Genomic DNA, 22063 nt, shown 5'->3' with positions numbered 1-22063 from the left:
CTCCGCAACTATCCCCCGGTAGCGCTGCTCGTTGTGTCGGTGGGCATACCGGCGACTTCCTCGAGAGCCAGAAGTCCAGCTGCGCGGCATGCTTGCGTGCGCCCTTGACGGTCCGTCGGCATCGGAGGAGCGTCGTGCAAGTCCGTGTAACCGACTTGGTACGGGAGGTCACCATGACGCTACGTTTTCTGGGGATCTGGCCGAACACCCCATCCGACCAGTCCCCGACGATCTGGCTGGAAGAGGAGACCGGGGATTTGATCATTCAGTCCTGGAAGGCGGACGAGGCCACGATCCGGGAGGCGCAGGAGGTCGGCTCGGTGCCCGGCCACACCACGGACATCCCGGAGCACGAGGGCGTGTTCCGGCTGCCCGCCAACATGCTGCAGTTCATCCCCCGGCCCGACGGAGAGGCGCCACATGGCAACACCGGTTCGTAAGGCACTCGCCCGGGCGCAGCGTTCGGCGGTGCACTTGGAGATGCGCGACTCCTACATGCTGGACGATCCGGAGTTCATCGCCTTCCGGCAGGGCAAGCGCCTGGACCCGGCTGATCGTGGTTCGTGGTGGCACGGGTGGCACGATGCGGTGGCCGAGGCGGTTGGTCGTGGGGTGGTGGTGCGGCGGGCGCGGATCGTCTCCGAGCCGGTGCACGACTACATCCGCTACGAGCACGACCTGACCTACGGGAACCTCGCCGCCGGCGAACAGGTCCGCTGGCTGCCGCGGCGGCACACGAAGGACCTGTGCCTGCCGGGCCTGGACTTCTGGGTCTTCGACGACCAGGTGGTGCACTACCACCACTTCACCGGCGACGGGCAGCTCGCCGAGCAGGGTGAGGAGATCCTGCACGACCCCGCCCTGGCGAAGCACTGCGCTACGGCGTTCGAGGCGGTGTGGGAGCGCGCCGTGCCGCACGACCGTTACACGGTCTGACCCGAGCACCCCCACCCGCACCGGCAACCGGTTCCCATGCCCGCTTCCTCGTCGTCCAGCGCCCAGGCCGCTCGTAAGGCCGTCGCTCAGCGCTTGCGCGAGCTCATGCTGGACGCCGGTCTCAACGGCAAGCAACTGGCCGCTCGGTGCGGGTGGACCCCCGCCAAGACCTCCCGCATCATCAACGCCAAGACCCCGCCCTCCGACGCGGACATCCGCGCTTGGTGCGCGGCGTGCAGTGCCGACGGCCAGGCAAACGACCTCATCGCCCAGAGCCGCCAGGCCGACGCGATGTTCCTGGAGTGGCGCCGCATGGAGCGCACCGGCCTTCGCCAGGCGCAGGAATCCGTCCGGCCCCTGTACGAGCGCACCCGCGCCTTCCGGGCCTACGCTCCCTGGATCATCCCCGGCATCGTCCAGACCCGCGCCTACACCACCGCGATCCTCACCGCGATCCGCGACCGCCGCGGCCTGGCCGACGACGTCGAGCCCGCCGTCAACGAGCGGATGGACCGCCAGCACATCCTCTACGAAGGCCGGCACCGCTTCGCCCTCCTCATCGAGGAGAGCGTCCTGCGCAACGGCCTCGGCGGCCGCCCGGTGATGCTGGAGCAGCTGCGCCACCTGCTCACCGTCGGCCGGCTGCCCAACGTCAGCCTCGGCGTGGTGCCGATGCGGCCGGACCGGGACAACGGCTGGCCCGTGGAAGGGTTCTGGATCTACGACCAGACCCAGGTCAACGTGGAGCTGGTCTCCGGCTACCTGACGATCACCCAGCCCAGCGAGATCGCCATGTACGAGAAGGTCTTCGCCGAGCTATCCGACGTCGCGGTACGCGGCGCGCCGGCACGGGCCCTGATCACAGCGGCGATCGACGCCCTCGGATGAATCCGTGTAATCCCGTGCAACTTCGTTGAGTGACTACTTCGCTACTCCCTACCGTCGTTGATGCCGCCCGGTGCGAGGACTCAACCGATCCCCCTCGGCACCGTGGACGCCCCGGGCGGCAACCAACCTCCGACGCCCTGGAGTACCGCCATGCCCGCGAGCAGACCGCATCTGAGACACCCCGGCGGCGACCTGGTGGTGACGGTCGACGGCAGGACGGTAGTCCACATCGCCAACCACAGCGTCGCCTACCGCCGAGCCCGGCTGTTCCGCGAGCTGCGCAGCCGGGCGGCGCGGTGAACAGCGCCGACTTCGTCCCGCCGGCCAATCGCCGGCGGGGCCTGACCATCCGCACCTACTGCCTCGGCCCTGATGGCACCCGGTCCCACGACACCGGCCAGGTCGCCCTCGACCCCGACGACGTGAGTCCCGACGCCCACCACCCGTCAGCCACCTGGCCGATCTGCCCGTGCCCCGTCCACGGAGGCGACCATGACCGCGCTCACTGAATTCGACGGCATCCTCGGCCAACGCGGCATGAGCTCGCCCATCGCGTGGTCGACACCCGGTGCGGCGCGCGGCCGCGGCGCTCTCCTGGCCGCCGAGCACCGCGCGAGCGGCCAGGAGATCCTCAGGAACGCGCACCTCACCGAGGACTGGGCCGAGTTCGCCGTCCGCACCCCGAACCTGCTCGCCGCCGTCCAGGCCGTCCTCGGACCGGACGTCGCAGTGGAGAACACCTTCCTCGTCATGAAGTGGCCGGGCCGCACCTTCGAGATCCCCTGGCACCAGGACGGCATCGACGCCCGCCTGGAGCTCCACCCCGAGCGGTCAGTGTCCGCGTGGCTGGCCATCACCGACGCCACCCGCGGCCAACGGGTGCCTGCACGCCGCCCCGGGCTCCCAACGGCTCGGCTACCTACCGGTGGAGAAGGAACCCCCGAACGGCACCAGGCGCGGCCGGGCCGACCAGGCCCACGACTTCACCCCCGACACCACCATCCCCGTGCCGCTGCGCGCCGGCTGCGCCGTCCTCATAGACAGCCGCCTCGTGCACCGCTCCGGCACCAACACCAGTAGCGGCGCCCGCATCGGGCTGAACGTCCGCTACACCGCGCCGGGCGGCATCCTGCGGCGCGACCCCCAGAGCCTCAGCGTCGTGCCGATCAGCGGCACGGGCTGGAAGTCCGGCAGGACAAGGGAGAGGAGAGCACCACTGTGACCATCCTCGACACGCTCGACCAGGCGACCGCGGTGAACCGCGTGCGCGTCCTGACCGGGGAGGACGCCGACGCGGCCCGCCGCGCCGACAAGACCCCGATCGGCAAGTCCGACTGCACCTACTACTGCCCCGACGCCGCCACCGCCGAGCGGTGCATCGAGGCCCTGCGCGCCTCCGACGAGCGCCTGCGCAGCCGCCCGGAGGAGCTGATGCTCTGGGACTGGCAGTGCACCTACTGGGAGCCCGAGATCGACAACCCGAACGGCGGCGGCACCGTCCTGCTCGGCGTCGCCTGGTACGACCCGGCGTTCTTCGCCGACCGGCGCGACGCCTGGTTCGGCGCGATGCACCAGCGGATCTACCAGCAGCTGGGCATCCCGCTGGAGGACATCACCGTCACCCACTGGTCCCTGATCGCGTGATCTGAGACCGACAGCGCGAAGGGCCGGCCTCCCAGAGGGAGACCGGCCCCGCTCGCGTCCTCAGCCGACCACGCTCTCCAGCACCGGCTCCGCGCCCGGCAGCGGCGTGCGGGCCTTCGCCCACCACACCACGACCACGCACCCAACGATGCCCACCGCGGCGGTAGCGAGGCCGCCCGCGGTGAACCCGGCCCTCGGATGGGCCGCGGCCAGCGCGGGAATCCCGGCCATTGCGAGGGTGCCCATCGTCCGGATGACCGTCTGGTCGACCGTCAGCAGCCGGCGCCGGGCGGCCGGAGGGAACTGCGCCAGGTGCGTGGACAGCGCCACCGCCAGGAACGGCGACACGGCCCCGTAGGCGGCCGACACCGCCACCAGCTCGGCGACCGTGCTGACCGACCCGGTCACCGCCATCAGCACCCCGGAGACGGCCCACGCGACGCAGTAGAACGCCGGCAGGGACCGCGGCAGCCGGACGTTCCCGGCCACCGCGTTCCCGACGATCGACCCGGCCCCCGTGGCGGCCAGCATCACACCGTAGGTGCCGACCCCACCGCCGAGCCGCACCGCCACCAGCGCCGGCATCACGATCGACACCGCACCCGCGAAGATCGCGATCCCGTGGACGGCCAGCACCACCCCGGTCTCCGGGTGCGTGCGCACCAGGGCCCGGGCCCGCGGCACCAGACTCGGGGCAGCCGTGGCACCGGCCGGGACGGCCTCCCGGCGGCATGCGGTCCCGGCCCCCAGGGCGGCCAGTGCGACAGCAGACAGCGCGAACGTGCCCGCGTCCAACCAGAACAGCCCGGCCATCGGCATCACCGCGAGCAGCACCCCGGCCGAGGCGGGGCCGGCGACCCGCGCGATCCGAGCGGTCAGGTCCATCAGCCCGTTCACGGCCTGCACCTCCCCCGGCCGCACCAGGTCCGGCACCAGCGCGCCGAGGTTCGGATCGAACAAAGCCCCACCGACCCCCAGCAGGCCGGCCGACACCAGCAGCCCCGGCGTCCCGAACGCCTCCCACGTCCACGGCAGCCCGGCGACCAGCACCATCCGGACCACGTCCACCACCGCGAGCGCGCGCAGCGTCGTGAACCGCTCCATCACCCGCCGACCGACCGTCCCGAGCACGATGTACGGCACCGACTCCGCGATCGCCACCAGACCCATCGCCGCGCCGCCGGATCTCTGCCACGCGAGCCACATCACCGCCAGCGCGTACAGCCGGTCACCGAACACCGATGCCGTCTGCGCGCTCCACAGGAGAACAACCGGGCCCCGCCGCAGCAACCGCACGTATCGCAAGATCCACACCCGTCCGGAAAGCACGAAGTCCCGGCAGCAGGCTCGCCACCGGGAACTCCCTTAACCCTAGGGCAAGTTGAAGACTGCCTGTCGCAGACTCCCCGATCGCCACAGGCACCGGGCCTGGGCGCGCGGCTGCGCCTGCTCCACGCCGCCCGGCACGTACACCCCCACGGGCCGGGCGCCGCGCGGTGAAGGCTCCGGGCGGCCGGGCCTGTTCAGCCCGGCCGCGTGCGGGCTGCTGTCCGCGGAGGCGGATCGGTTGACCTGCGGTACGGGATGCGATCAGGATGCGGAGCGCAGCCGCTTGCCCGGAGTGGCCTTCTCCACGGCCTTCTCCACGGCTTTCTGGAGTTCGTCGCGGCTCATCGTTGAGCGGTGGGCGATGTCGAGGTCGGTGGCGCGCTGGTAGAGCTCGGCCTTGGTGAGTTGGGACAGTTGCTGCTTGCCGGTGGCGCTGGTGCGCTTGGCCGTGGTCTTCGCGGCGGCGGTCTTGGTGGAGGTGTTCTTCTTGCCGCCGGTCTGCTTGGGGGATCCGCTGGCACGGGCGGCCTGGGTCCGGCGGGTGGATTTCTTCGGGCCCTCGGTCGTCTCGCCCTTGCGGGCGGTCTCGAGGCTGCGGCGCAGCATGTCCATGAGGTCGACGACGTTGGTGGCCTCCGGTGCGGGGCCAGTGGAGACGGCGATCTCTCGGCCGGCGAGCTTGTCCTCGACGAGCTTCTTGACCTGTTCCTCGTAGGTGTCGTGCCACTGGTCGGGCTGCCAGTCGATGGCGAGCATGCCGATCAGCTGCTCGGCGGTCTTGATCTCCTGCGCGGACAGCTTGATCTTCTCCGGCAGGTCGCCGACCTCGTGGCGGGGATCGCGGACCTCGTCGGCGAAATGCATGGTGTGCAGCTCGAGGAGGCCGTTTTCGGAGCGCACTGCGGTGAGGTACTCCTTGCTACCGCCGCCTCGCCAAGGTCTCTTGACCGCCCTGCTCAACAGCCATCCACCGGGCGTGCGGCGACAGACACAGGGCTTCACGAACCGCGCGGCCGTCGGTCAGGATGATCGCCATGAACGATGGCCTCATCCAGTTCGTGCGAGCGAAACTCGACGCGGACGAGCACAACGTCGTGATGATCACGTCGCTTGCTCCCCCCGACACGGACGTGCACCTCGACAGCACGATCCCAATGATCGACATGGTTCGCGCGGTCACAGATCTCTACGCACCGGTCGCACACCTCGACATGCCAGCTATGGCCGCCACCAGCAAAGACTTTGACGCCGGCTGGGCCGCCGGTCTTGGAGCGGCGGTCAGACTCCTTGCCCAGATCTACCACGATGCCCCCGACTACCGTGAGGAGTGGCGTCCTCAGACACTGCCCTAGGAAGCCCCGCCCGTCCCAAGTCCTGGCCGCACGAACCGGGGAACTGGCGAGGCCGTCAACGTTTCGCTGGCACGAACTGGGCAGCGGTCAAACTTCAGTGGCAATCGGTCAAGGTCCAGTGGCACGGGACAGTGCCCCTGCCGCCGGGGTGCGGCATGCCGGGACAGTACCGCACCGGTGGGGCTGTGACCTGCAGTAACGACCTTCGATCGAACGGGTGACCGATTTAATGAGAGATGCGATTCCGCTTGCTCATTTTCGTACGCATGTTCGATGCTGGGGGTGTGCACGCAACCCTCGCAGCTCTGGCCCCCCGGCTCCAGCTCTCCCGTCCCGGGCCGCTGGTCCCGGTGCTGCCCGCCCTGGAGGACCTCCTTCCGGAGCGGGGGCTGCGCCCGGGCGCCGTCGTGTCGGTGACCGGCGGCGCGACCGCGCTGGTGCTCGCGCTCGCCGCCGCCGCGACGACGTCCGGCCTGTACTGCGCGGCGCTCGGCTTCGACGGGATCGGGGCGCTCGCGGCAGCGGAGCTCGGCGTCGACATCGGCCGCCTGGTGGTGGTCGACGCCCCACGCGAACGGCGGGCCGAGGTCGCGATGGCACTCGCCGACGGATTCGGGATCCTCCTTCTGAACGGCGCCCCGCCGCCCGGTCCGGTCGCCGAGCGCCTGGTCACGGTGGCCCGGCGCAGCGGGTGCGCGGTGGTGGTGGCGGGGCAGTGGCCGGGGGCCCGGGTGCGGCTGCGGGTGGTGGCGCGGCACTGGGAGGGGCTGCGGCAGGGGCGCGGCCGGCTGCGGGCACGGCAACTGGTGGTGGAGGCCGGCGGGCGGGGCGCGGCTGCGCGCGAGCGCCGGGTCGGCCTGTGGCTTCCGGACGCGCAGGGTGTGGTCCGCGCCGTCGAGCAGCCGGCCGCCACTGTGGGCGGGACGGACCGGCCGGTGCTCACGGATCGGGCTCCGCTGGTGGTGGTGTGAGATGGGCGAGGACGTGGCGCGGCTGATGGTCGGCTGGGTTCCGGACTGGCCCGTGGTCGCGGTACTCGGTGAAGAGCCGGAGCCGGGACGGCTGGCGGCGGTGGCCGAGCACGGCCGGATCCTGGCCGCGAGCGGCGCGGCCCGCGCTGCCGGGGTCCGCGGTGGGCAGAAGGTGCGCTCCGCCCAGTCCCTGGTCGCGGATCTGACCATCTTCGACCGGGACCTGGACGCCGAAGCACGCCGGTTCGAGCCGGTCGCGGATGCCGTCGGCGCGCTGGCCGCGCACCTGGAGGTGGTGCGCCCGGGGCTGCTGGCGCTCGCGGCCGCCGGTGCGGCGCGCTTCCACGGTGGCGAGGACGTGCTGGCCGAGCGGGTGATGGACGCGGTCGAGGCCGCCGGGCATCCCTGCCGGGTCGGCGTCGCCGACGGGTTGTTCGCCGCACGGCTGGCCGCTCGCACGCAGCGCATCGTCCCCGAAGGGGAAAGTGCCCGTTTCCTGGCTCCGTACCCGGTGGCCGAGCTGGGGGACCAGAGGCTGGCCGACCTGCTGGGCCGGCTCGGACTGATGACGCTCGGCCAGTTCGGGGCCCTGTCGGCCGCGAGCGTGGCGGACCGCTTCGGCCAGGCGGGCCTGCTCTCGCACCGCCTGGCGCGCGGCCTGGAGGCCAGGCCGGTCGTTGCCCGGCCGCCGGGGGTGGACCTGACAGCCGAGGAACGGTTCGAGGAGCCCATGACGCTCGCCGAGCCGATGGTCTTCCACGCGCGTGGCCTCGCGGAGCGCCTGCACGCAGGCCTCGCTGCAGCAGGCCTGGCATGCGAACGCGTCGAGGTGGAGATCGAGTGCGCCGACGGCACCACCGCCGGCAGGGCGTGGCGCCACGAGGGTGTCCTGTCGGTCGGGGCGGTCGCCGAGCGGGTGCGCTGGCAGCTGCAGGCCTGGCAGCAGTGCGCCCTGTTCGACGAGCGGGCGGGCGGGGTGACGGTGCTGCGCCTGGTTCCCGACGGTCTGGTGCGCGACCCGGGCCGTCAGCTCTCCCTCATGGACGGTGACCAAGAGGCGCGGGAGCGCGCGGAGCGGGCGGTGGCTCGCGTGCAGGCGATCCTCGGTCACGGCGCGCCGGTGACCCTCGACCTGGCCGGCGGCCGGGCACCGGGTGACCGGGTGGTGCGCACCCCGTGGGGCGACGCCCATCGGGAGCGCCGTGCGGACGGTCCCTGGCCCGGGCGGCTTCCCGCGCCGTCCCCGACCCACGTGCCGGCGGCGCCGTCGGCGGTGCGGCTGCTGGACGCTGACGGACGCGACGTCGAAGTGACCGCTCGCGCCGAGGTGCGCTCGGCCCCGGCACGCCTGGTGCTGCCTGGCGACAGTGCGCGGGTGGTGGGCTGGGCCGGGCCGTGGCCGGAGCAGGAACGCTGGTGGGATCCCGAGCAGGCACGGCGTACCGCCCGGATTCAGGTCGTCGTCGAGGACGGGCGGGCTTTACTGCTGGCCGTCACGGGTGGGCGCTGGACGGTCGAGGGCGACTACGACACCTGACACCCGCTCACCGACCGGGCACCGCCGGCCCTGTCCACGACCGAGAACCACCACCTGGACGAGCACGATGGGCTTCACCAACCACCCCCACACCCCCTGGGGCGAGCTGCACCGCCGCCTGGCCGGCGCCCCGCAGCCCCGCGGTGACCGTACGGTCCTTCCTTTTCCCGGCCCGGGCCCGCAGGCCGAGCCCGCCCCTCCGCCGCGGCCCGCCGCGCCGCCGGCCGGACCGGGCTGGGCAGAACTCCACGTCCACACCACCTACTCCTTCCTCGACGGTGCCAGCGACCCGGCCGCCCTCGTCGACGAGGCCGCCCGCCTCGGCATCGAGACCCTCGCCGTCACCGACCACGACGGCCTCTACGCAGCCCCGGTCCTCGCCGCCGAGGCCCGCCGCGCCGGCATCAGCACGGTCTTCGGCGCAGAGCTGACGCTGGACGCAGCGCTCGCGCCCACCGGTGTTGCGGACCAGGACGGCGAACACCTCCTGGTACTGGCCCGCGGCGCCGAAGGCTACCGCCGCCTCGCCAAGGTCATCGGCGACGCCCACCTCGCCGGCGGCCAAAAACGCCGCCCCCGCTACGACCGCGACCTCCTCGCCCACGCCCACCAGGGCCACTGGGCCGTCCTCACCGGCTGCCGCAAAGGCGCCGTACGCCGCGCCCTGGACACCGAAGGCGAAGCCGGCGCCGAACGCGAACTGCGCGCCCTCGCCGACCGCTACGGCCACCACAACCTCTACGTCGAACTCACCGACCACCGCATGCCCGGCGACGACGACCGCAACGACACCCTCGCCACCCTCGCCACCCGCCTCGGCCTGCCCCTCATCGCCACCACCGCCGCCCACCACGCCTCCCCCGCCCAACTACGCCTCGCCCAAACCCTTGCCGCGCTGCGCCAGAACCGCTCCCTGGCCGACGCCGAGCCCTACCTTGCCGCCGCCGGCACCGCGCACCTGCGCTCCCCGCAGGAGATGGCCGCCCTCCTGACCCCCTGGCCCGGCGCCCAGCAGGCCACCGTCGACCTCGGCCGCGCCTGCGCCTTCGACTTCCGCGACCTCTCCCCAGCCCTGCCCGGCTTCCCCGTCCCCGACGGCCACACCGAGGCCAGCTGGCTGCGCGACCTCACCCTGCGCGCCGCCGCCGAGCGTTTCGCGCCGGACAACGAGAAAGCCCACCGCCAGATCGCCTACGAGCTGCAGGTCATCGACCAGCTCGGCATGGACGGCTACTTCCTCATCGTCCACGACATCGTCGACTTCGCCCGCCGCACCGACATCTGGTGCCAGGGCCGCGGCTCGGCCGCCAACTCCGCCGTCTGCTACGCCCTCGGCATCACCAGCGTCGACCCGATCCACTACGGCCTGCTCTTCGAACGCTTCCTGTCACCCGAGCGGGACGGACCACCCGACATCGACCTCGACATCGAGCACCGCCGCCGCGAAGAGGTCATCCAGTACGTCTACGACACCTACGGCCGCGACCACGCCGCCCAGGTCGCCAACGTCATCACCTACCAGCCCCGCCTCGCGATCCGCGACGCCGCCCGCGCCCTCGGTTACGCCCCCGGCGACCTCGACCGCTTCGCCCGCGAGACCGGCTGGCACGAGATGCCGCCCCCTGACGCCCCGGTCCCGGCGGACGTACGCGACCTCGCCGCCCAGCTGCGCGGACTGCCCCGTCACCTCGGCATCCACTCCGGCGGCATGGTCCTCACCCGCGAGCCGATCGCCGAGACCTGCCCCACCGAGTGGGCCACCATGCCCGGGCGCTCCGTCCTCCAGTGGGACAAGGACTCCGTCGCTGAAGCGGGCCTGGTGAAGATCGACCTGCTCGGCCTCGGCATGCTTTCCGCCCTCCACGACGCCTGCGACCTGATCGCCGAACACCACGGCGTCCGCTACGACCTCGCCACCATCCCCTCGGACGACCCAGCCGTCTACGACATGCTCTGCCGCGCCGACACCGTCGGCGTCTTCCAGGTCGATTCTGTGTCAAGTCTGTGCGTGTTGCCGATGCGCGCCCTGCCTACCGACCAGCGCGAACACCCGGTGCTGGACGAGGACATCGTCTGGCTGTCCCCCGCTGCGGCACGCGAGCGTACTCGGCCGCTACAGCTTCCGCGGCAAAGTCAGCTCCGGAACGCTCGCGCCCCAAAGATGACTCACGCAGACTAGTTGTATGGGTCTCTCCTTGACAGGGGAGCCAGCAGGAAGCTCTACAGGTGCAGGGGTGCGCAAATGGAGAGCGATCGAAAAAATGAAGGAGCGACTCAAAGCGCTCAATGCCCTTATTGCGGCGAGAATATTGAATCCTTTGTTCTTTTCTGGAATTCGGTCCCTATCGACATGTGGGATCTTGATGCGCCAGGATTTCTAGGGATCGCCGACGAGCCCGACCACTGTCCGTCGTGTGGCGCACAGATAGTCGGGTCAAGGCCAACATCCATCCTGTATGACAGTCAAGGCAGCGCAGATGATCCCGTAGACGTCTATCCGGCGGATGGAATCACGATTGAAGCGCTGCAGCGGTTAGTATCCAGAAGGCTTGGAAAAGAGTCTGCCGCCCTACGCATCTGCGAGACGGCTGAAGATCTGAGGACGGCAGCAGCAGATCGCATTTCCCCGGGTTTGCAAATGATGGAGGATTTTTGGAGAATCCCCGAGGGGCGCCTTGGGTGGCTGGAAGATAGGTGGAGTGAATTTTATGCTCCAACATTCACATTCCTCGCAGATTTTGGCCGCAGGGCCGAAAGTGACGATCAAGTTCAAGCCATCCTGGATTGGTCTGGAAAATTTCAGGGCGTTCTATGGAAAGCAATAGCCCTCACCGCTGGCCGTGACTCTCATCCATCTCTGGCATCTGCGCTGGAGAAATTCGTTCGGAAGGGGGCGATTCTTCCTGGTTCCCTAGAAATGCTACGCAGTTACCCGGTGGAGCCGGCGGACTATACATTTCACGCCGTAAATGCGGCAGCATGCGCGGCGGCCGAGCTGGAAAATCCTTACGCAGGGGACTGGGTCGAATGCTACCTGGTAGTTGAACTTGGGCGTCGAGATGGCGATTTTGGGGAGGAGTATAGCGAATTATTCCTCCCCTATTCAATGGTCGGTCCGACTATCGACTTCAATCGACTTGTCGAAGCGGTTGAGAGCAGATTTCACAGAGATTCAAAACTCGATGCAGAGCTGGAGAGTATCTGCGTCAACCTTGGTTTTCCAGAGGTCATATCTCAGGTGCTTGAATATGGGAAATTGTTCTCCATTGGACCCCACGTGACGGCAGGAGAAATTTTTGCAGCCATCCAGTCCACCTACGGCTCTCGATCGCCAAGGGGTCGAGCCTTCGCCTACTTTAAGTTTATGCAGCAACTAAAGCGTGATGGCCGCATAGACGATATGGAGGAGATTTTCGATCTGGGAGGGTCGGAGCTTTCCATGTCTGGCGATGTGAATGCATATGGAGATTTGGTCGCTCGATTTGGACAGATGTGCACAGAGCTGAGAAATCCAATTAAATATTTGGACCGAGTCGGAATTAAGCCTCTTCCAGGTGAAGTGCATCTTTCTGCAGATACGCGCTGCTTCATTGGCATCTACCGTGGAATCGCGATGCATGGCTACGGGTATGACCAGGAGGCGCGCAAAGTTCTTGATGCCCTTGTGTCCTTGGAAATAGATGTCGATTTGCGTAGGCTTCTCCAGATGAGTCGTGCGGACGTGCTGATGACGACCGGAGAACCAGATGTGGCAGTTGCAATTCTTGAGGAGCTACTTCCCGGAGCTACCGGCGGTGACCGATTTATACTCCTCGAAAACCTGATTCACGCTCACCTGGTCATGGGGCATGAGGATGCGGCACTATCCGCTGCCCGAGCGGCCGCCGCGCTTACTGGCGGCAATTGGGCTGCCCAGAGCACCTACTTGCGGGCTGTGCTCGCTCACAGGAAGGACGCTCAAGAGGCTATCCACGAGTTGGAGGCCTTGGGGGTACCAGAGGAAGAAGAAGCTCTGCTATTGACTGCCAGTGCGTGGGCTTCGGTCTTGCAAACTGACCGGGGCGCATATAGGCAGGTTGTTGACAATGTGGTCAACGCCCTTGTTGTCGCTACAGATCGGGCTCTTGCTCGCGGTGATAGGCGCTATGTAGCAGCAGGCTATAGAAGCCTAGCTTTGATTGCGGAATCTCTTGAACTTTTCGATGAGTCCGAAAAAATGTGGCGGTACGAAATAGCAGTTCGACACATGATCGGCATAGCTGACGCTGTGGCCTTGGCTGAAGCGGCTCGCCTCGCGGTGCGCCGCGGCGAAGAGATAGAAGCATATGGAATGCTCCTCTTCATTCCTGGGGCAATGTCTGTTGCTCTCGGAAGGGTTTCTAATGCGAGCGCGGCGATTGACGCAACTGATCACCTCGGCAAAGTATTGCGCGATTTGGCTGCTCACCTTGTCTTCAAGCAGCCGCGTCACCCAATGGTCCGTATGGTTTCTGAGCTTCAACGCGACGCCACCGGTCGCGCTTTGATGGTCGCCCAGGCAACTGGCGGTTTCCAAAACCTGGCGGCGCTCCCAATGGGACTCGACGTTGACGCACTTCGACCCATCGCACCCTCCTCGGGAGCCTTGCATGTAATTGAGTGGCTAGATGTGGGAAATTCCGGCCACTATCTTGGATTCCGGACTACAATCACGGCCGACGGTGAGGTTCGATCAGACTGGGTGCCACCACTACCCGCCGGGGTCAACCTGGCTCGGATCCCGGAGCATCTTCAGACTCGCCTCAACGGGTGGCGCCTTAGTCGTGCGGGGGATCCGCTGGATTACCCAGCATGGCAGGCAGCCCAGTCATGGCTGACTAAGTTTATCTGCGATATCCGAGTTTCCGATAATGATCATGTGGTCATCATTGATCATGCAAGGCATGCCGGACTTCCGTGGCACATTTGTGAAAGTGGACTCTGGACCACCTCGTACATCCCAAGCTGGTCGTCCCTGCTGTCTCTCGGTGATTTAGCGCAGGATGGCGAAAAGTCTATTGGTGTGGTAGTGGTGCCGAGCGCAGGGGAGGGGGCTGCTGTGATAAGTGCGTTCGAGGATGCAGTCGCCAGAATTCGCAAAATAGGTGAGCAGGCGGAGCTGGAAGTTAGAGTTTGTCAAGGCGTGGACGCAGAACGCGAACGGGTTAATGATTTGCTGGAGTCGGTTGATATTGGGATCTTTCTCTGTCATGCCTACGTAGATCCTGAAGAGCAGGACGTCGCCCTAATGCTTGCTCATGATGGTCGACTGCCAACAACGCACGCGGTTGCTGCCAAGGCGGCCCGCGGCCGACAGCATCGATGGTCATGGCGGAACGCCGCGCAACTTCGCCGCGCGCCTCGGCTCGTTCTATCCGCGGCCTGCTCATCAGGGACGACGCACATGGCAGGGCTAGGCGAGCGCCTCGGATTTTATGGCGCGCTGAGATTGAGAGGTACGCGAACCATTGTGGCTCCACTTTGGGATGTGGTTCCATCGGATGCGACATTCCTACTCGCGGAGTGCCTTGAAGCTCATATCCAGAGAGCGATACCCATGGCCAACGCGGTTCGGGAGGCAAGTCGGAGATTGCAGGAATCCGGTGTTCCCCACTGGAGAAGCTACTTTTGTGGAGTTGAAGGAGACTGGAGATGAAGCAGAGCTTGGCGCAGTTTCTGACGGACGAACAGGCAGATCCGGCCACGGTCCAACACGCCGTACGATTTCTTGTTTCGGAGCTCTCTGGCGACCTTACTGTTAGTGCCATGCAGGAACAGATTGCAACTTCGGCGAACGGAGGGGAGTCGACAAGCAAAGCACTGGAAGTCATGGGTTCGGATAGCGCCCTCCTTCTGGAAGCAGACCTGACAGTGCTTGCGGCATTTTGGGACGACGTAGACACTCAGGAGCAGGTCCGAGGCGCCATCAGGGAGGCGAAGTATAAGCTCCCGGTCGTAGAGGTGACGATAATTCTGACGTGCGCTCTCTATGGACTCTATCTCCTCGTTACGGGCGGGAAGAAAAAACAGGTTCGCAAAGTGGTGAGACGTCCAGATGGATCATGGGAAGAGACAGAGGAAATTGAATTTGCAGATCCAAGCGGGCCGCTAAGCGGCCTGAAGGACTTGTTTAGCCAACTTAAGGAGTGATTGCAGGATCACCTCCGCCGGGCATCGCCCCCGATTCGTCAGCGGCTGGCGCTCGGTGTATTACCGGCGGTTCGCCGATAATGTCACCTCACCGTTGCCGTCGAGCTGGGCCGTGACATGAAGCTGGGGGTACCTGTGGGGATGGTGTCGGCTGACGTGTGGAACCGGATCGAGCCGTTGCTGCCGGTACGGCAGCAACGGCTTCGGAAACTCGGTTGGCCGGCGCTGGACGACGGGGGCTGCTTGCAGGAGCGGCGTCGAGCTGGTCCGTGCGGAGTCAGTGGCGAGGGCCTGGGAAGGTCCTGATCACGCTGTCGGCCTTGGACGCTTGTCGCAGTTGGTGGTTCTCGACTTCCAGTACGTGAACCACGCGGGCGAACTGCTCGATGTCTCGGGCGAGCTGGTCTCGTTCGGCTCGGAGCCTGGCGTTTCGGCGTTTGAGCTCGTCGTTCTGTTGTTTGAGTGAGTCGGCGATCCTGGGGCGGGCGTCCTGGGTCCGGACCAGTGCATAGAAGAGGTCCTTGAGCCCGGTGTGTTTGTGTGTGAGCTTGTTGCGTTTCAGGCCGGCTTCGTCAGCGAGGGACTTGACGGTGAGCTGACCGTCGGAGCGCATCGGGGTGCCGATGAGGAGGCGGATCATCGCGTCGGTGATGGCCTGGACCTCGGCAGCACCGTCAGCCGAGATGGTATTGCCGGACGCGGCGGCGGCCTGGGCAAGGACAGCTCCGACCGTTTCCGCGATCCCCGCTGTCAGCGAGGGCGAGGCGCTCGGGGCGTCGGTCTCCGCGGTGATGGCCGAGGTGCTGGTCATGCGGGGCTCCCTGCAGGGTGGGCGGTCTGCTCGTGCCGGCGGATGAGTTCGAGGCGGGCTTCTTTGCACTGCTGCTGGCGGTGCCGCAGTGGCTGCGGCAGGAGCGGGTCGGCGAGTTCGTCGTCGATGGCGTCGATCTGGGCCTGGGCCCGGCGCATGTGGCTGTCGGTGCGGGAGATGTTCGCGCAGGCCGCCTTGCAGCGGCTCCGGTCGGGAGCTCGCCGCCCGTCGGGGGCATCAATGCTGCAGAGGGCTTTGAACGGGTCGAAGTTGCAGGTCAGTAGCGCCTCGGAGTCGTCGAAGATCCGCAGGCGGGAGTTGTTGCGCAGGGCCTTCATCTGGCTCTTGGTGGCGAAGGCGCCAGGGAAGCGGGCGGCGAACTCGCGGGCCGCCGCGATGTAGCGGTCGGCCGCGGGGCCGCTGACGGCCTCGCTGGCGTCCAGGCGGTCGCCGGCCTCGGCGAGGGCGTCGGCCATGGCGAGAGTTTCCTCGAGATCGAGGACATCGGTCATGTCCACCGTGGTGCGGCCGCCGTAGCCCTCAGCCATCGATGTGCCAACATGCCCGTATTGCAGTCCGAGCGCGATCCGCCCGCCCGGGCGTCGGTAGATGAACCAGGCGACCGTACGCCGCAGCCGTCGAAGTGTCACCGGCCCGTGCGGGTCGGCGGGGATGGCTTCGTGGGGACGGTTCTGCCGCTGGGCTTCCCGGTTGGCCCAGGCGATGAACCCGGTGATCCGCTTACGGGCGATCTGCGGGTGGATGCCCTCGCCCGGGGAGGCGTCCCCGGAGCGGGGCGTGCGAGGGAAGAGCAGATGGTGGTCGTGGAGCTGTTCGAGGACGGTGACCGCCCGGCTGACCAACTCGATGACGGTCCAGGGTTCGAGGCGGATCTCCCCGCCCGGGACGGTGTTGCCGACCTCGTCGGTAACGCCCTTGAAGTGCCGTCCGGTGATCTTGTAGCGGACGGTGCCGTCGTCTTTCTCCTCGGGTTCGCAGCAGCCGCGCTCCAGGTGGAGGACCTCCTCCGGGCGCATGCCGGAGAGATAGCCGATCGCCAGCAGACTTGCCGTAGACAGCTGCAGGGCCAGGTTCGCGGCCTCGGAGAAGTCGATGGTCTCCCTCCAAGGCCGGCCGTCGATCGTGCCGACGGGGGTGACGTCGAGCGGGGCGCCAGCACCGAACTCGTAGCCGTCCAGTTCCGGGCCGAGTTCGTTCACGGCCCGGGTGACCTGGTTGATCGTCACGTTCAGCAGACCGGCGAGGTAGGTGACCGCGATCGGCGGGCGGTCCAGGCTGCGACGGCGACGCGCGACGTGCTGCCCGATCTCGCCGATATAGGTGGGAACCCGTCCTCCTTCCGCTTGCAGCTTCCTGAGGTGGTCGACCACGAGCCCCTGTTGGCCGTTCACCGTCGTGCCCGGGGGCCGGACGCGGGTGTCCAGTCGTTGGTATTCGCGGTGGGCGGCCAAGATGTCGGGAGCCAGGTCCAGGACCAGCCGCAGGGACCAAACCAACAGCGGGGACATCGTCGCCGGGTGGATGACCTCAGTGCGGTTCTCCCCTCGCGGCGACTGGAAGTCGTCCAGGAAGTCGGTGATCGCGCTGCCCGGGTCCTCCCAGGGCGGCATGACCAGCCGGTCGCCGGGCAGCAGGAACGGCGCGTAGGCCCAGATCCGGGTCAGGGCGAACAGCCTGCGCTCGTCCTGCGGGTCGGTGTGGCCCTTGGCCCCGAGGTCGGCAGCGTAGTCGGCCATCGTCTCCTGGGTGACATCGCTGATCCGGGTGATCTGGCGCTTCTCCAGCCAGCGGGCGAAGTGCCGGAACACGGTGAACGTCTGGACCAGGGATCCGTAGGCGAGCTGGGGCCGGGCCCTGGAGTGCAGCCGCTGGTGCAGGATGTCCGGGGTGGGGATGTTGACCACCGCCCAGGCGATCCGCTTGAACGATGCCCGCAGCAGGTCGGGGAAGTTCGACCACCTGAAGGCGTTGTTGCGGGCGGCGGCGGACTCGTGGACCAGCGAAAGGTTCCAGCCCTCGTCCCCAAAACGCGACAGGTCCTCGGACCGGGTTCCGGAGCGGACCCGGTGCAAGGGGAACACAAGAGTGTCGGGCGCGGGGTCGACCAGGACGAGCGGCAAGGCTCCGGCCGTATCGGTGGTGGTCATGGCTGCAGTCTCCGTTCCAGCACACTGTCGATCAGGTCCTTCTCCCGGGCGGTGACGGCTGCGGCCAGGACCGGCCAGTCCGCAGGGTCCGTGTGCTGGCCCAGCAGGTGGCCGATCCGGGTGTGATGCCCGGCCCAGTCCTCCGCCCAGACCTTTGGCGCCACCACCGAGCGGCGGGCCTCCAGCGTCTGGAACAGATAGACGATCCTGGGCAGGTGTCGGCGGGTGGCCAGCGCGTTCGGGCAGGCGAAACACAGCATGAACGACACTGTGCAGGGGCCGGTCGGTGCGATCGGCCGGTTGCCAATGTCCTCGCAGGCCGCGACCGCGGTGTCGAGCTCGCCGCGGACCACCTGTCCGGCGACCTCCAGCGACACGCCCGTGCTTGCGGCGACCATCACCGCCTCTGCGGCCTCGTCCCCGTCGGTGTCCGTGGCGACGCGCATCAGCACGTTCTCGCGTGCGTGCTTCACCGCCTCCTCCAGCGCGGCCGCCACCACGTCCCGCGAGGACTCGATGACGGCGGCGTCCCGTCGCTCGTACTCGTTCTCCTGAATGGCGGCCGTGTTGTTGCGCGGCCCGCCGAACAGGACCTGGGCGGTGTGCCGCAGCCGACGCGACGTCACCCCGGTGGGAAGCTGAGCGCCGGTCGTTCGTGCCTGCTCGGCCCAGATTCCGATTGCGCTGAACATGTCGGAATCCGACATGTTGCTGAACAGGGACGTGCTGCGGCCGTTGCGGGACCACAGCAGCAGGTCCGTGGGCCGGCCCAGGTGAGCGAGCGTGGCGCGGGCCTGGCCGGTCATGTCGATGACCGCCTGCATTGCCCAGCCGGGTGTCCCCTCGCCGAGGTTGACCAGGTTGTTGCTGGCATGGCGCCGTCGGCCGCGGCGGGGCTTGTCGGTGTCGACCCGGTGGATGACGGGCTCCTCCTCCCCGCCGTCGCCGTTGGGCCACTGCGTGGGGACCGTCAACCGCTCCAGGACCGACAGGTTCCAGCCCTCATGGCAGGTCAGCAGCACCGCAGCCGCCGCTTTCTCCGACACCGTCGGGAACAGCGTCGCCACCGCGGCCGCGTAGCCGCCGCCCGTGCGCTCGTGGAACACCTCCAGCGCCGACGCCAGTGGCTTGCCGCTCGACCGCCGACGGGTAGGGCAACGGGGAAGATCGGCGGTGCGGGCCAGGTGATCGAGCAGTTCGCCGAACGCCCAGTCCCCATCGCCGGGCAGGATCTGCCCAGCCCGCCACCGCTCCAGTACGGACGTGTTCTCACGGATCCGCAGCCGGGCCCGGCGGACCGTGCCAGCCGCCGCGTCCCTGATCTGCTTCATCTCCGCACTCGTGAACCCCTCCTTCGTCACCCACCGGGTCGTCGTGCGCCGCTTCGACATCGCCGCCGCGACCCCAGTGGCCAGATCCGGGTGTTCCCGCAGCAACTGCTCCATCTGCCGGACCGCGGTCGGATGCTCACTGCTGGCCCAGGCCTCCCAGGCCTCCAGAGTGAGCTCGGCGACCGCCGCCGGCGGACAGTCCCACTTCGCCATCTCCTTCACGAACCGCCGCACCGTCTTGGCATAGGTGTCGCAGCTCTTGAAGGTGTTCCAATGGCCGCGGGCCCGGGCGTCGAACACCGCCGCCAGCTCCCTGCACAAACTCTCCGGGCCGGGCAAAGCGGAGAAGTCCCAGATGCCCAGCTCCTCGCCGCCCTGGGCGACCGGGCTCACGACCAGGCCCGTCTCGTCCAGCGTCGGCCGACGCCGGTAGAACGGCGGCGGCATGGACGCCTTGTTCCCCCGCCCACTCATGCCGCGTCCAGCACGAGGCCCGTGCGCCGGGAAAGCTCCGCGAACAGCTCCGTGTTGCCCGGATCGTCCGTGTCATTCAGGAGCGTCTCGATCTGCAGGCCCCGCACCGGCTCCAGGTAGATCTCCTTCGTCGTCAACACCGACCGATGCCCCAAGAGATCCTTCACCATCGCCCAGACCGTGCCATAGACCTGCTCGTAGCGCTCGCGCTCCGCAGGAGTCAGTCCCAGACGCCGATCCAGGGCCCTCATCAGCGACAACAGCATCCGAAGCGCCATCGAGTGCCGCAGCATGTGCGGGGTCGCGAAGACCCTCAGCCCCGCCCTCGCGCACCGCTCAGAGCCCCGCTCGAACACCTTCGTCCAGCTCTTGTAGGCCATCGGCATCCCCGACTCCGTCAGCCACAGCATCGCCGGCTCCAAACCGTCCTCGCCCTCGACGAACATCAGCATCCGCTGGCGGGCCGTCAGCAGGTCCACATGAGCGGAGAACGTCCGCCCATCCGGACCGCTCCAGATCGCGGTGCGGTCCCGACGCATCTCCCGCAGCAGCAACAGCCGCCCCGCCAGCGCCTCGTAGAGCCCCCGGCTGCGGGCCCGGCCCACCGCCGCCTCCCGCGCAGACAACCGGTAGAGATCCGCGCCCCGCACCGCACCGTGGCTGACGTAGTAGAAGCGCCCGGCCCGCTTGGCCACCGCCTTGCCCACCCAGCCCGGGTAGTAGGCACGGCCCGTCACCGCCGGCAGCTCCGGCAACAGCAACGTTCCCGCTTCCCGCCGCCGCAAGCCGCTGGAGTAGACGTAGTCCGCGAACGCCGTGTCCCGTCCGTCATTGCGGCCGGGCCAGCTCTCGTCCTCCAGACCGCCCGGACGCATCCCGCCCAGGCCGACATCCCGCCACAGCCGGAACCCCCGCGGCGACAGCCACTTCACGTTCGAACTGCGAACGTCGTCCGGCGCGAGCTCCGCAACCTCCACCACGCCGTCAGGCGTGTTGACCGACCGCGTCAGCACCGGCGACGCGGTCAGGAACTTCAGCTTCACCGCGATGTCGTAGAACAGCCGAAGCGCAGCCAGCTCACGCGCCCAGGTCGCTCCACCGATCCGCCCCTCGTTACTCTCCCCGCGCAGCCGCCAGTCCTCCCAGTCCTCCAGATCGGACGCCTTCACCCGGTCCCAGCCCAGCCCGCGCTGCCACAGAAACGAGAAGAACAACCGATAGGTCGGTGCGTACGTCTCCTTCGTTCCGTCCGCCTTACGGGCGAAGTCGTGGTGCCGGAACACCGCGCTCAGCCGGCCGTCGGAACGACCCGAGGGATCGATCAGGATCGGCTGACCGGTGCGAATCCTCAGCGCCCGCTCACGATCCTCCAGGTCCCTCCACCGCTCCAGAACCCCCGTACCAGCCCCATCTGGCACGCCCCCAACACCTGCCCAGAACAGACGCCATTCACCCAACTCGGCTCACTCCATGCGCAACACGACCTGTGACAACACGCGCAACGTACACAGAAGGTCGAGTCCCGCGCCCAGGCCACCGCACTCCCACGGATGCGCCCGCGCCGCTTCTACGACCTCGTCGTCCAGGTCGCCCTCATCCGCCCCGGACCCATCCAGGGCGGATCCGTCCACCCATACATCCGCCGCCGCAACGGCCGCGAGAAGGCCACCATCCCGCACCCCCTGATGGAGCGAGCGCTGAAGAAGACTCTCGGAGTGCCGCTGTTCCAGGAACAGATGATGCAACTGGCCATCGACTGGGCCGGGTTCACTCCCGCCGAGGCTGACAAGCTGCGTCAGGCGATGGGCTCCAAACGCTCCCACGAGCGGGTCGCCGAGCTGCGCGAGCGCCTGCTCGCGGGGATGGCCGAGCGCGGTATCCCCCGCGAGGTCGCCGAGGATGTCTACGGCAAGATCGAGGCGTTCTCCGGCTACGGCTTCCCCGAGAGCCACGCCGCTTCCTTCGCCCTGCTGGTGTACGCGAGTGCCTGGCTCAAGCACCACTACCCGGCCGCCTTCACTTGCGCCCTGCTGGCCAACCAGCCGATGGGCTTCTACTCACCGCTGACCCTGGTCGCCGACGCCAGACGCCACGGCGTCACCGTCCTGCCCGCCGACGTCAACGCGAGTGACGCCCAGCCCACCCTCGAGCCCGACCCCGCCGGCACCGGCGACGCGGCAAGCGGGCCGGCGATCCGCCTCGGCCTTGCCGCCGTCCGGGGCCTCGGCACCGAGCAGGCCGACGCGATCGCCGCCCACCGCCCCTACGCCGATCTGGAGGACTTCGCGCGCCGCACCGACCTACCCGCACCCCTCCTCGAAGCCCTCGCCACCGCCGGAGCGTTCGCCGGCCTCGGCGTGACCCGCCGCCAGGCCCTGTGGTCGGCAGGCCTGCTCGCCCGCACCAGCGACGGCATGCTGCCCGGCACCGCTCCCGCTCTCACCGCCCCGGCCG

At 68.1% G+C, this 22063-nt stretch carries 19 protein-coding genes and 1 pseudogene; 14 read left to right on the top strand and 6 right to left on the bottom strand.

Features of this window, described 5'->3' with window-relative positions; translation table 11 throughout:
• Positions 1-173 precede the first annotated feature (173 nt).
• From ACZ52J_RS33955 to ACZ52J_RS33925, 7 genes and pseudogenes are all read left to right on the top strand, one after another.
• Positions 174-440: a hypothetical protein gene (locus ACZ52J_RS33955; protein ID WP_465624257.1), complete on the top strand. Its 267-nt coding sequence runs from the start codon at positions 174-176 to the stop codon at positions 438-440.
• Positions 421-936, top strand: a complete 516-nt coding sequence (locus tag ACZ52J_RS33950; protein ID WP_465624255.1) for a DUF6879 family protein — start codon at positions 421-423, stop codon at positions 934-936. Before ACZ52J_RS33955 ends, ACZ52J_RS33950 begins: the two co-directional genes overlap by 20 nt.
• Positions 937-972: 36 nt before the next feature.
• Positions 973-1824: a helix-turn-helix domain-containing protein gene (locus tag ACZ52J_RS33945; RefSeq protein WP_465624253.1), complete on the top strand. Its 852-nt coding sequence runs from the start codon at positions 973-975 to the stop codon at positions 1822-1824.
• A gap of 150 nt (positions 1825-1974) precedes the next feature.
• Positions 1975-2124 carry a hypothetical protein gene (locus ACZ52J_RS33940; RefSeq protein WP_465624252.1) on the top strand — a complete coding sequence of 50 codons (150 nt, stop codon included), beginning with the start codon at positions 1975-1977 and terminating at the stop codon, positions 2122-2124.
• Positions 2125-2316: 192 nt separating this feature from the next.
• Positions 2317-2634: pseudogene (locus tag ACZ52J_RS33935) on the top strand (phytanoyl-CoA dioxygenase family protein); the annotation flags it as partial.
• 115 nt (positions 2635-2749) lie between these two features.
• Positions 2750-3046, top strand: coding sequence for a phytanoyl-CoA dioxygenase family protein (locus tag ACZ52J_RS33930; RefSeq protein WP_465624250.1), 297 nt, complete (start codon positions 2750-2752; stop codon positions 3044-3046).
• Positions 3043-3468, top strand: a complete 426-nt coding sequence (locus ACZ52J_RS33925) for a hypothetical protein (RefSeq protein ID WP_465624248.1) — start codon at positions 3043-3045, stop codon at positions 3466-3468. Before ACZ52J_RS33930 ends, ACZ52J_RS33925 begins: the two co-directional genes overlap by 4 nt.
• Positions 3469-3528: 60 nt before the next feature.
• On the opposite strand, the gene ACZ52J_RS33920 is transcribed toward ACZ52J_RS33925, so the two are convergent.
• Positions 3529-4764 carry an MFS transporter gene (locus ACZ52J_RS33920; protein ID WP_465624246.1) on the bottom strand — a complete coding sequence of 412 codons (1236 nt, stop codon included), beginning with the start codon at positions 4762-4764 and terminating at the stop codon, positions 3529-3531.
• Positions 4765-5058: 294 nt separating this feature from the next.
• A complete protein-coding gene (locus tag ACZ52J_RS33915; protein WP_465624245.1) occupies positions 5059-5697 on the bottom strand; it encodes a hypothetical protein in 639 nt (212 codons plus the stop codon).
• Between the two features lie 134 nt (positions 5698-5831).
• Between ACZ52J_RS33915 and ACZ52J_RS33910 the strand changes: the two genes are divergently transcribed.
• The 6 genes from ACZ52J_RS33910 to ACZ52J_RS33885 all read left to right on the top strand — a co-directional run bounded on the left by ACZ52J_RS33910 (position 5832) and on the right by ACZ52J_RS33885 (position 14825).
• Positions 5832-6149 (top strand): DUF6221 family protein, encoded by a 318-nt coding sequence (locus ACZ52J_RS33910; RefSeq protein WP_465624243.1) that lies wholly within the window; start codon positions 5832-5834, stop codon positions 6147-6149.
• A gap of 284 nt (positions 6150-6433) precedes the next feature.
• On the top strand, positions 6434-7120 hold the full coding sequence (locus ACZ52J_RS33905) for a hypothetical protein (protein ID WP_465624241.1): 687 nt from the start codon (positions 6434-6436) through the stop codon (positions 7118-7120).
• Position 7121: 1 nt separating this feature from the next.
• Complete coding sequence (locus tag ACZ52J_RS33900) at positions 7122-8657, top strand: DNA polymerase Y family protein (RefSeq protein WP_465624240.1); 1536 nt, start codon at positions 7122-7124, stop codon at positions 8655-8657.
• Positions 8658-8724: 67 nt separating this feature from the next.
• Positions 8725-10836 carry a PHP domain-containing protein gene (locus tag ACZ52J_RS33895; RefSeq protein WP_465624238.1) on the top strand — a complete coding sequence of 704 codons (2112 nt, stop codon included), beginning with the start codon at positions 8725-8727 and terminating at the stop codon, positions 10834-10836.
• Between the two features lie 63 nt (positions 10837-10899).
• Positions 10900-14331: a CHAT domain-containing protein gene (locus ACZ52J_RS33890; protein ID WP_465624237.1), complete on the top strand. Its 3432-nt coding sequence runs from the start codon at positions 10900-10902 to the stop codon at positions 14329-14331.
• The gene (locus tag ACZ52J_RS33885) at positions 14328-14825 is read left to right on the top strand and encodes a hypothetical protein (RefSeq protein ID WP_465624235.1); all 498 of its coding nucleotides are present in this window, start codon (positions 14328-14330) and stop codon (positions 14823-14825) included. Before ACZ52J_RS33890 ends, ACZ52J_RS33885 begins: the two co-directional genes overlap by 4 nt.
• 277 nt (positions 14826-15102) lie before the next feature.
• Here ACZ52J_RS33885 and ACZ52J_RS33880 read toward each other — a convergent pair whose 3' ends face one another.
• The 4 genes from ACZ52J_RS33880 to ACZ52J_RS33865 all read right to left on the bottom strand — a co-directional run bounded on the left by ACZ52J_RS33880 (position 15103) and on the right by ACZ52J_RS33865 (position 21066).
• Positions 15103-15636, bottom strand: coding sequence for a coiled-coil domain-containing protein (locus tag ACZ52J_RS33880; protein ID WP_465624233.1), 534 nt, complete (start codon positions 15634-15636; stop codon positions 15103-15105).
• Positions 15633-17804, bottom strand: a complete 2172-nt coding sequence (locus ACZ52J_RS33875) for a hypothetical protein (protein WP_465624232.1) — start codon at positions 17802-17804, stop codon at positions 15633-15635. The genes ACZ52J_RS33880 and ACZ52J_RS33875 overlap by 4 nt, the downstream gene beginning before the upstream one ends.
• A complete protein-coding gene (locus ACZ52J_RS33870; protein ID WP_465624230.1) occupies positions 17801-19528 on the bottom strand; it encodes a hypothetical protein in 1728 nt (575 codons plus the stop codon). Before ACZ52J_RS33870 ends, ACZ52J_RS33875 begins: the two co-directional genes overlap by 4 nt.
• Before the next feature lie 77 nt (positions 19529-19605).
• Positions 19606-21066 carry a site-specific integrase gene (locus ACZ52J_RS33865; RefSeq protein ID WP_465624228.1) on the bottom strand — a complete coding sequence of 487 codons (1461 nt, stop codon included), beginning with the start codon at positions 21064-21066 and terminating at the stop codon, positions 19606-19608.
• Between the two features lie 93 nt (positions 21067-21159).
• On the opposite strand from ACZ52J_RS33865, the gene ACZ52J_RS33860 reads away from it, so the two are divergent.
• Positions 21160-22063 (top strand): helix-hairpin-helix domain-containing protein (locus ACZ52J_RS33860; RefSeq protein WP_465624226.1); only part of this gene is annotated, 904 nt, incomplete at its 3' end.

Source organism: Kitasatospora sp. NPDC034035 (assembly GCF_055575755.1).
Note: the sequence above shows the minus strand (reverse complement) of the source record. Positions and strands in the feature narration are given on the sequence as shown.

Coding starts and splice junctions, on each gene's coding strand:
- ACZ52J_RS33875 (WP_465624232.1), bottom strand. CDS start 17,804: ATGACCACCACCGATACGGCCGGAGCCTTGCCGCTCGTCCTGGTCGAC.
- ACZ52J_RS33950 (WP_465624255.1), top strand. CDS start 421: ATGGCAACACCGGTTCGTAAGGCACTCGCCCGGGCGCAGCGTTCGGCG.
- ACZ52J_RS33945 (WP_465624253.1), top strand. CDS start 973: ATGCCCGCTTCCTCGTCGTCCAGCGCCCAGGCCGCTCGTAAGGCCGTC.
- ACZ52J_RS33955 (WP_465624257.1), top strand. CDS start 174: ATGACGCTACGTTTTCTGGGGATCTGGCCGAACACCCCATCCGACCAG.
- ACZ52J_RS33900 (WP_465624240.1), top strand. CDS start 7,122: ATGGGCGAGGACGTGGCGCGGCTGATGGTCGGCTGGGTTCCGGACTGG.
- ACZ52J_RS33910 (WP_465624243.1), top strand. CDS start 5,832: ATGAACGATGGCCTCATCCAGTTCGTGCGAGCGAAACTCGACGCGGAC.
- ACZ52J_RS33940 (WP_465624252.1), top strand. CDS start 1,975: ATGCCCGCGAGCAGACCGCATCTGAGACACCCCGGCGGCGACCTGGTG.
- ACZ52J_RS33880 (WP_465624233.1), bottom strand. CDS start 15,636: ATGACCAGCACCTCGGCCATCACCGCGGAGACCGACGCCCCGAGCGCC.
- ACZ52J_RS33890 (WP_465624237.1), top strand. CDS start 10,900: ATGGAGAGCGATCGAAAAAATGAAGGAGCGACTCAAAGCGCTCAATGC.
- ACZ52J_RS33895 (WP_465624238.1), top strand. CDS start 8,725: ATGGGCTTCACCAACCACCCCCACACCCCCTGGGGCGAGCTGCACCGC.
- ACZ52J_RS33885 (WP_465624235.1), top strand. CDS start 14,328: ATGAAGCAGAGCTTGGCGCAGTTTCTGACGGACGAACAGGCAGATCCG.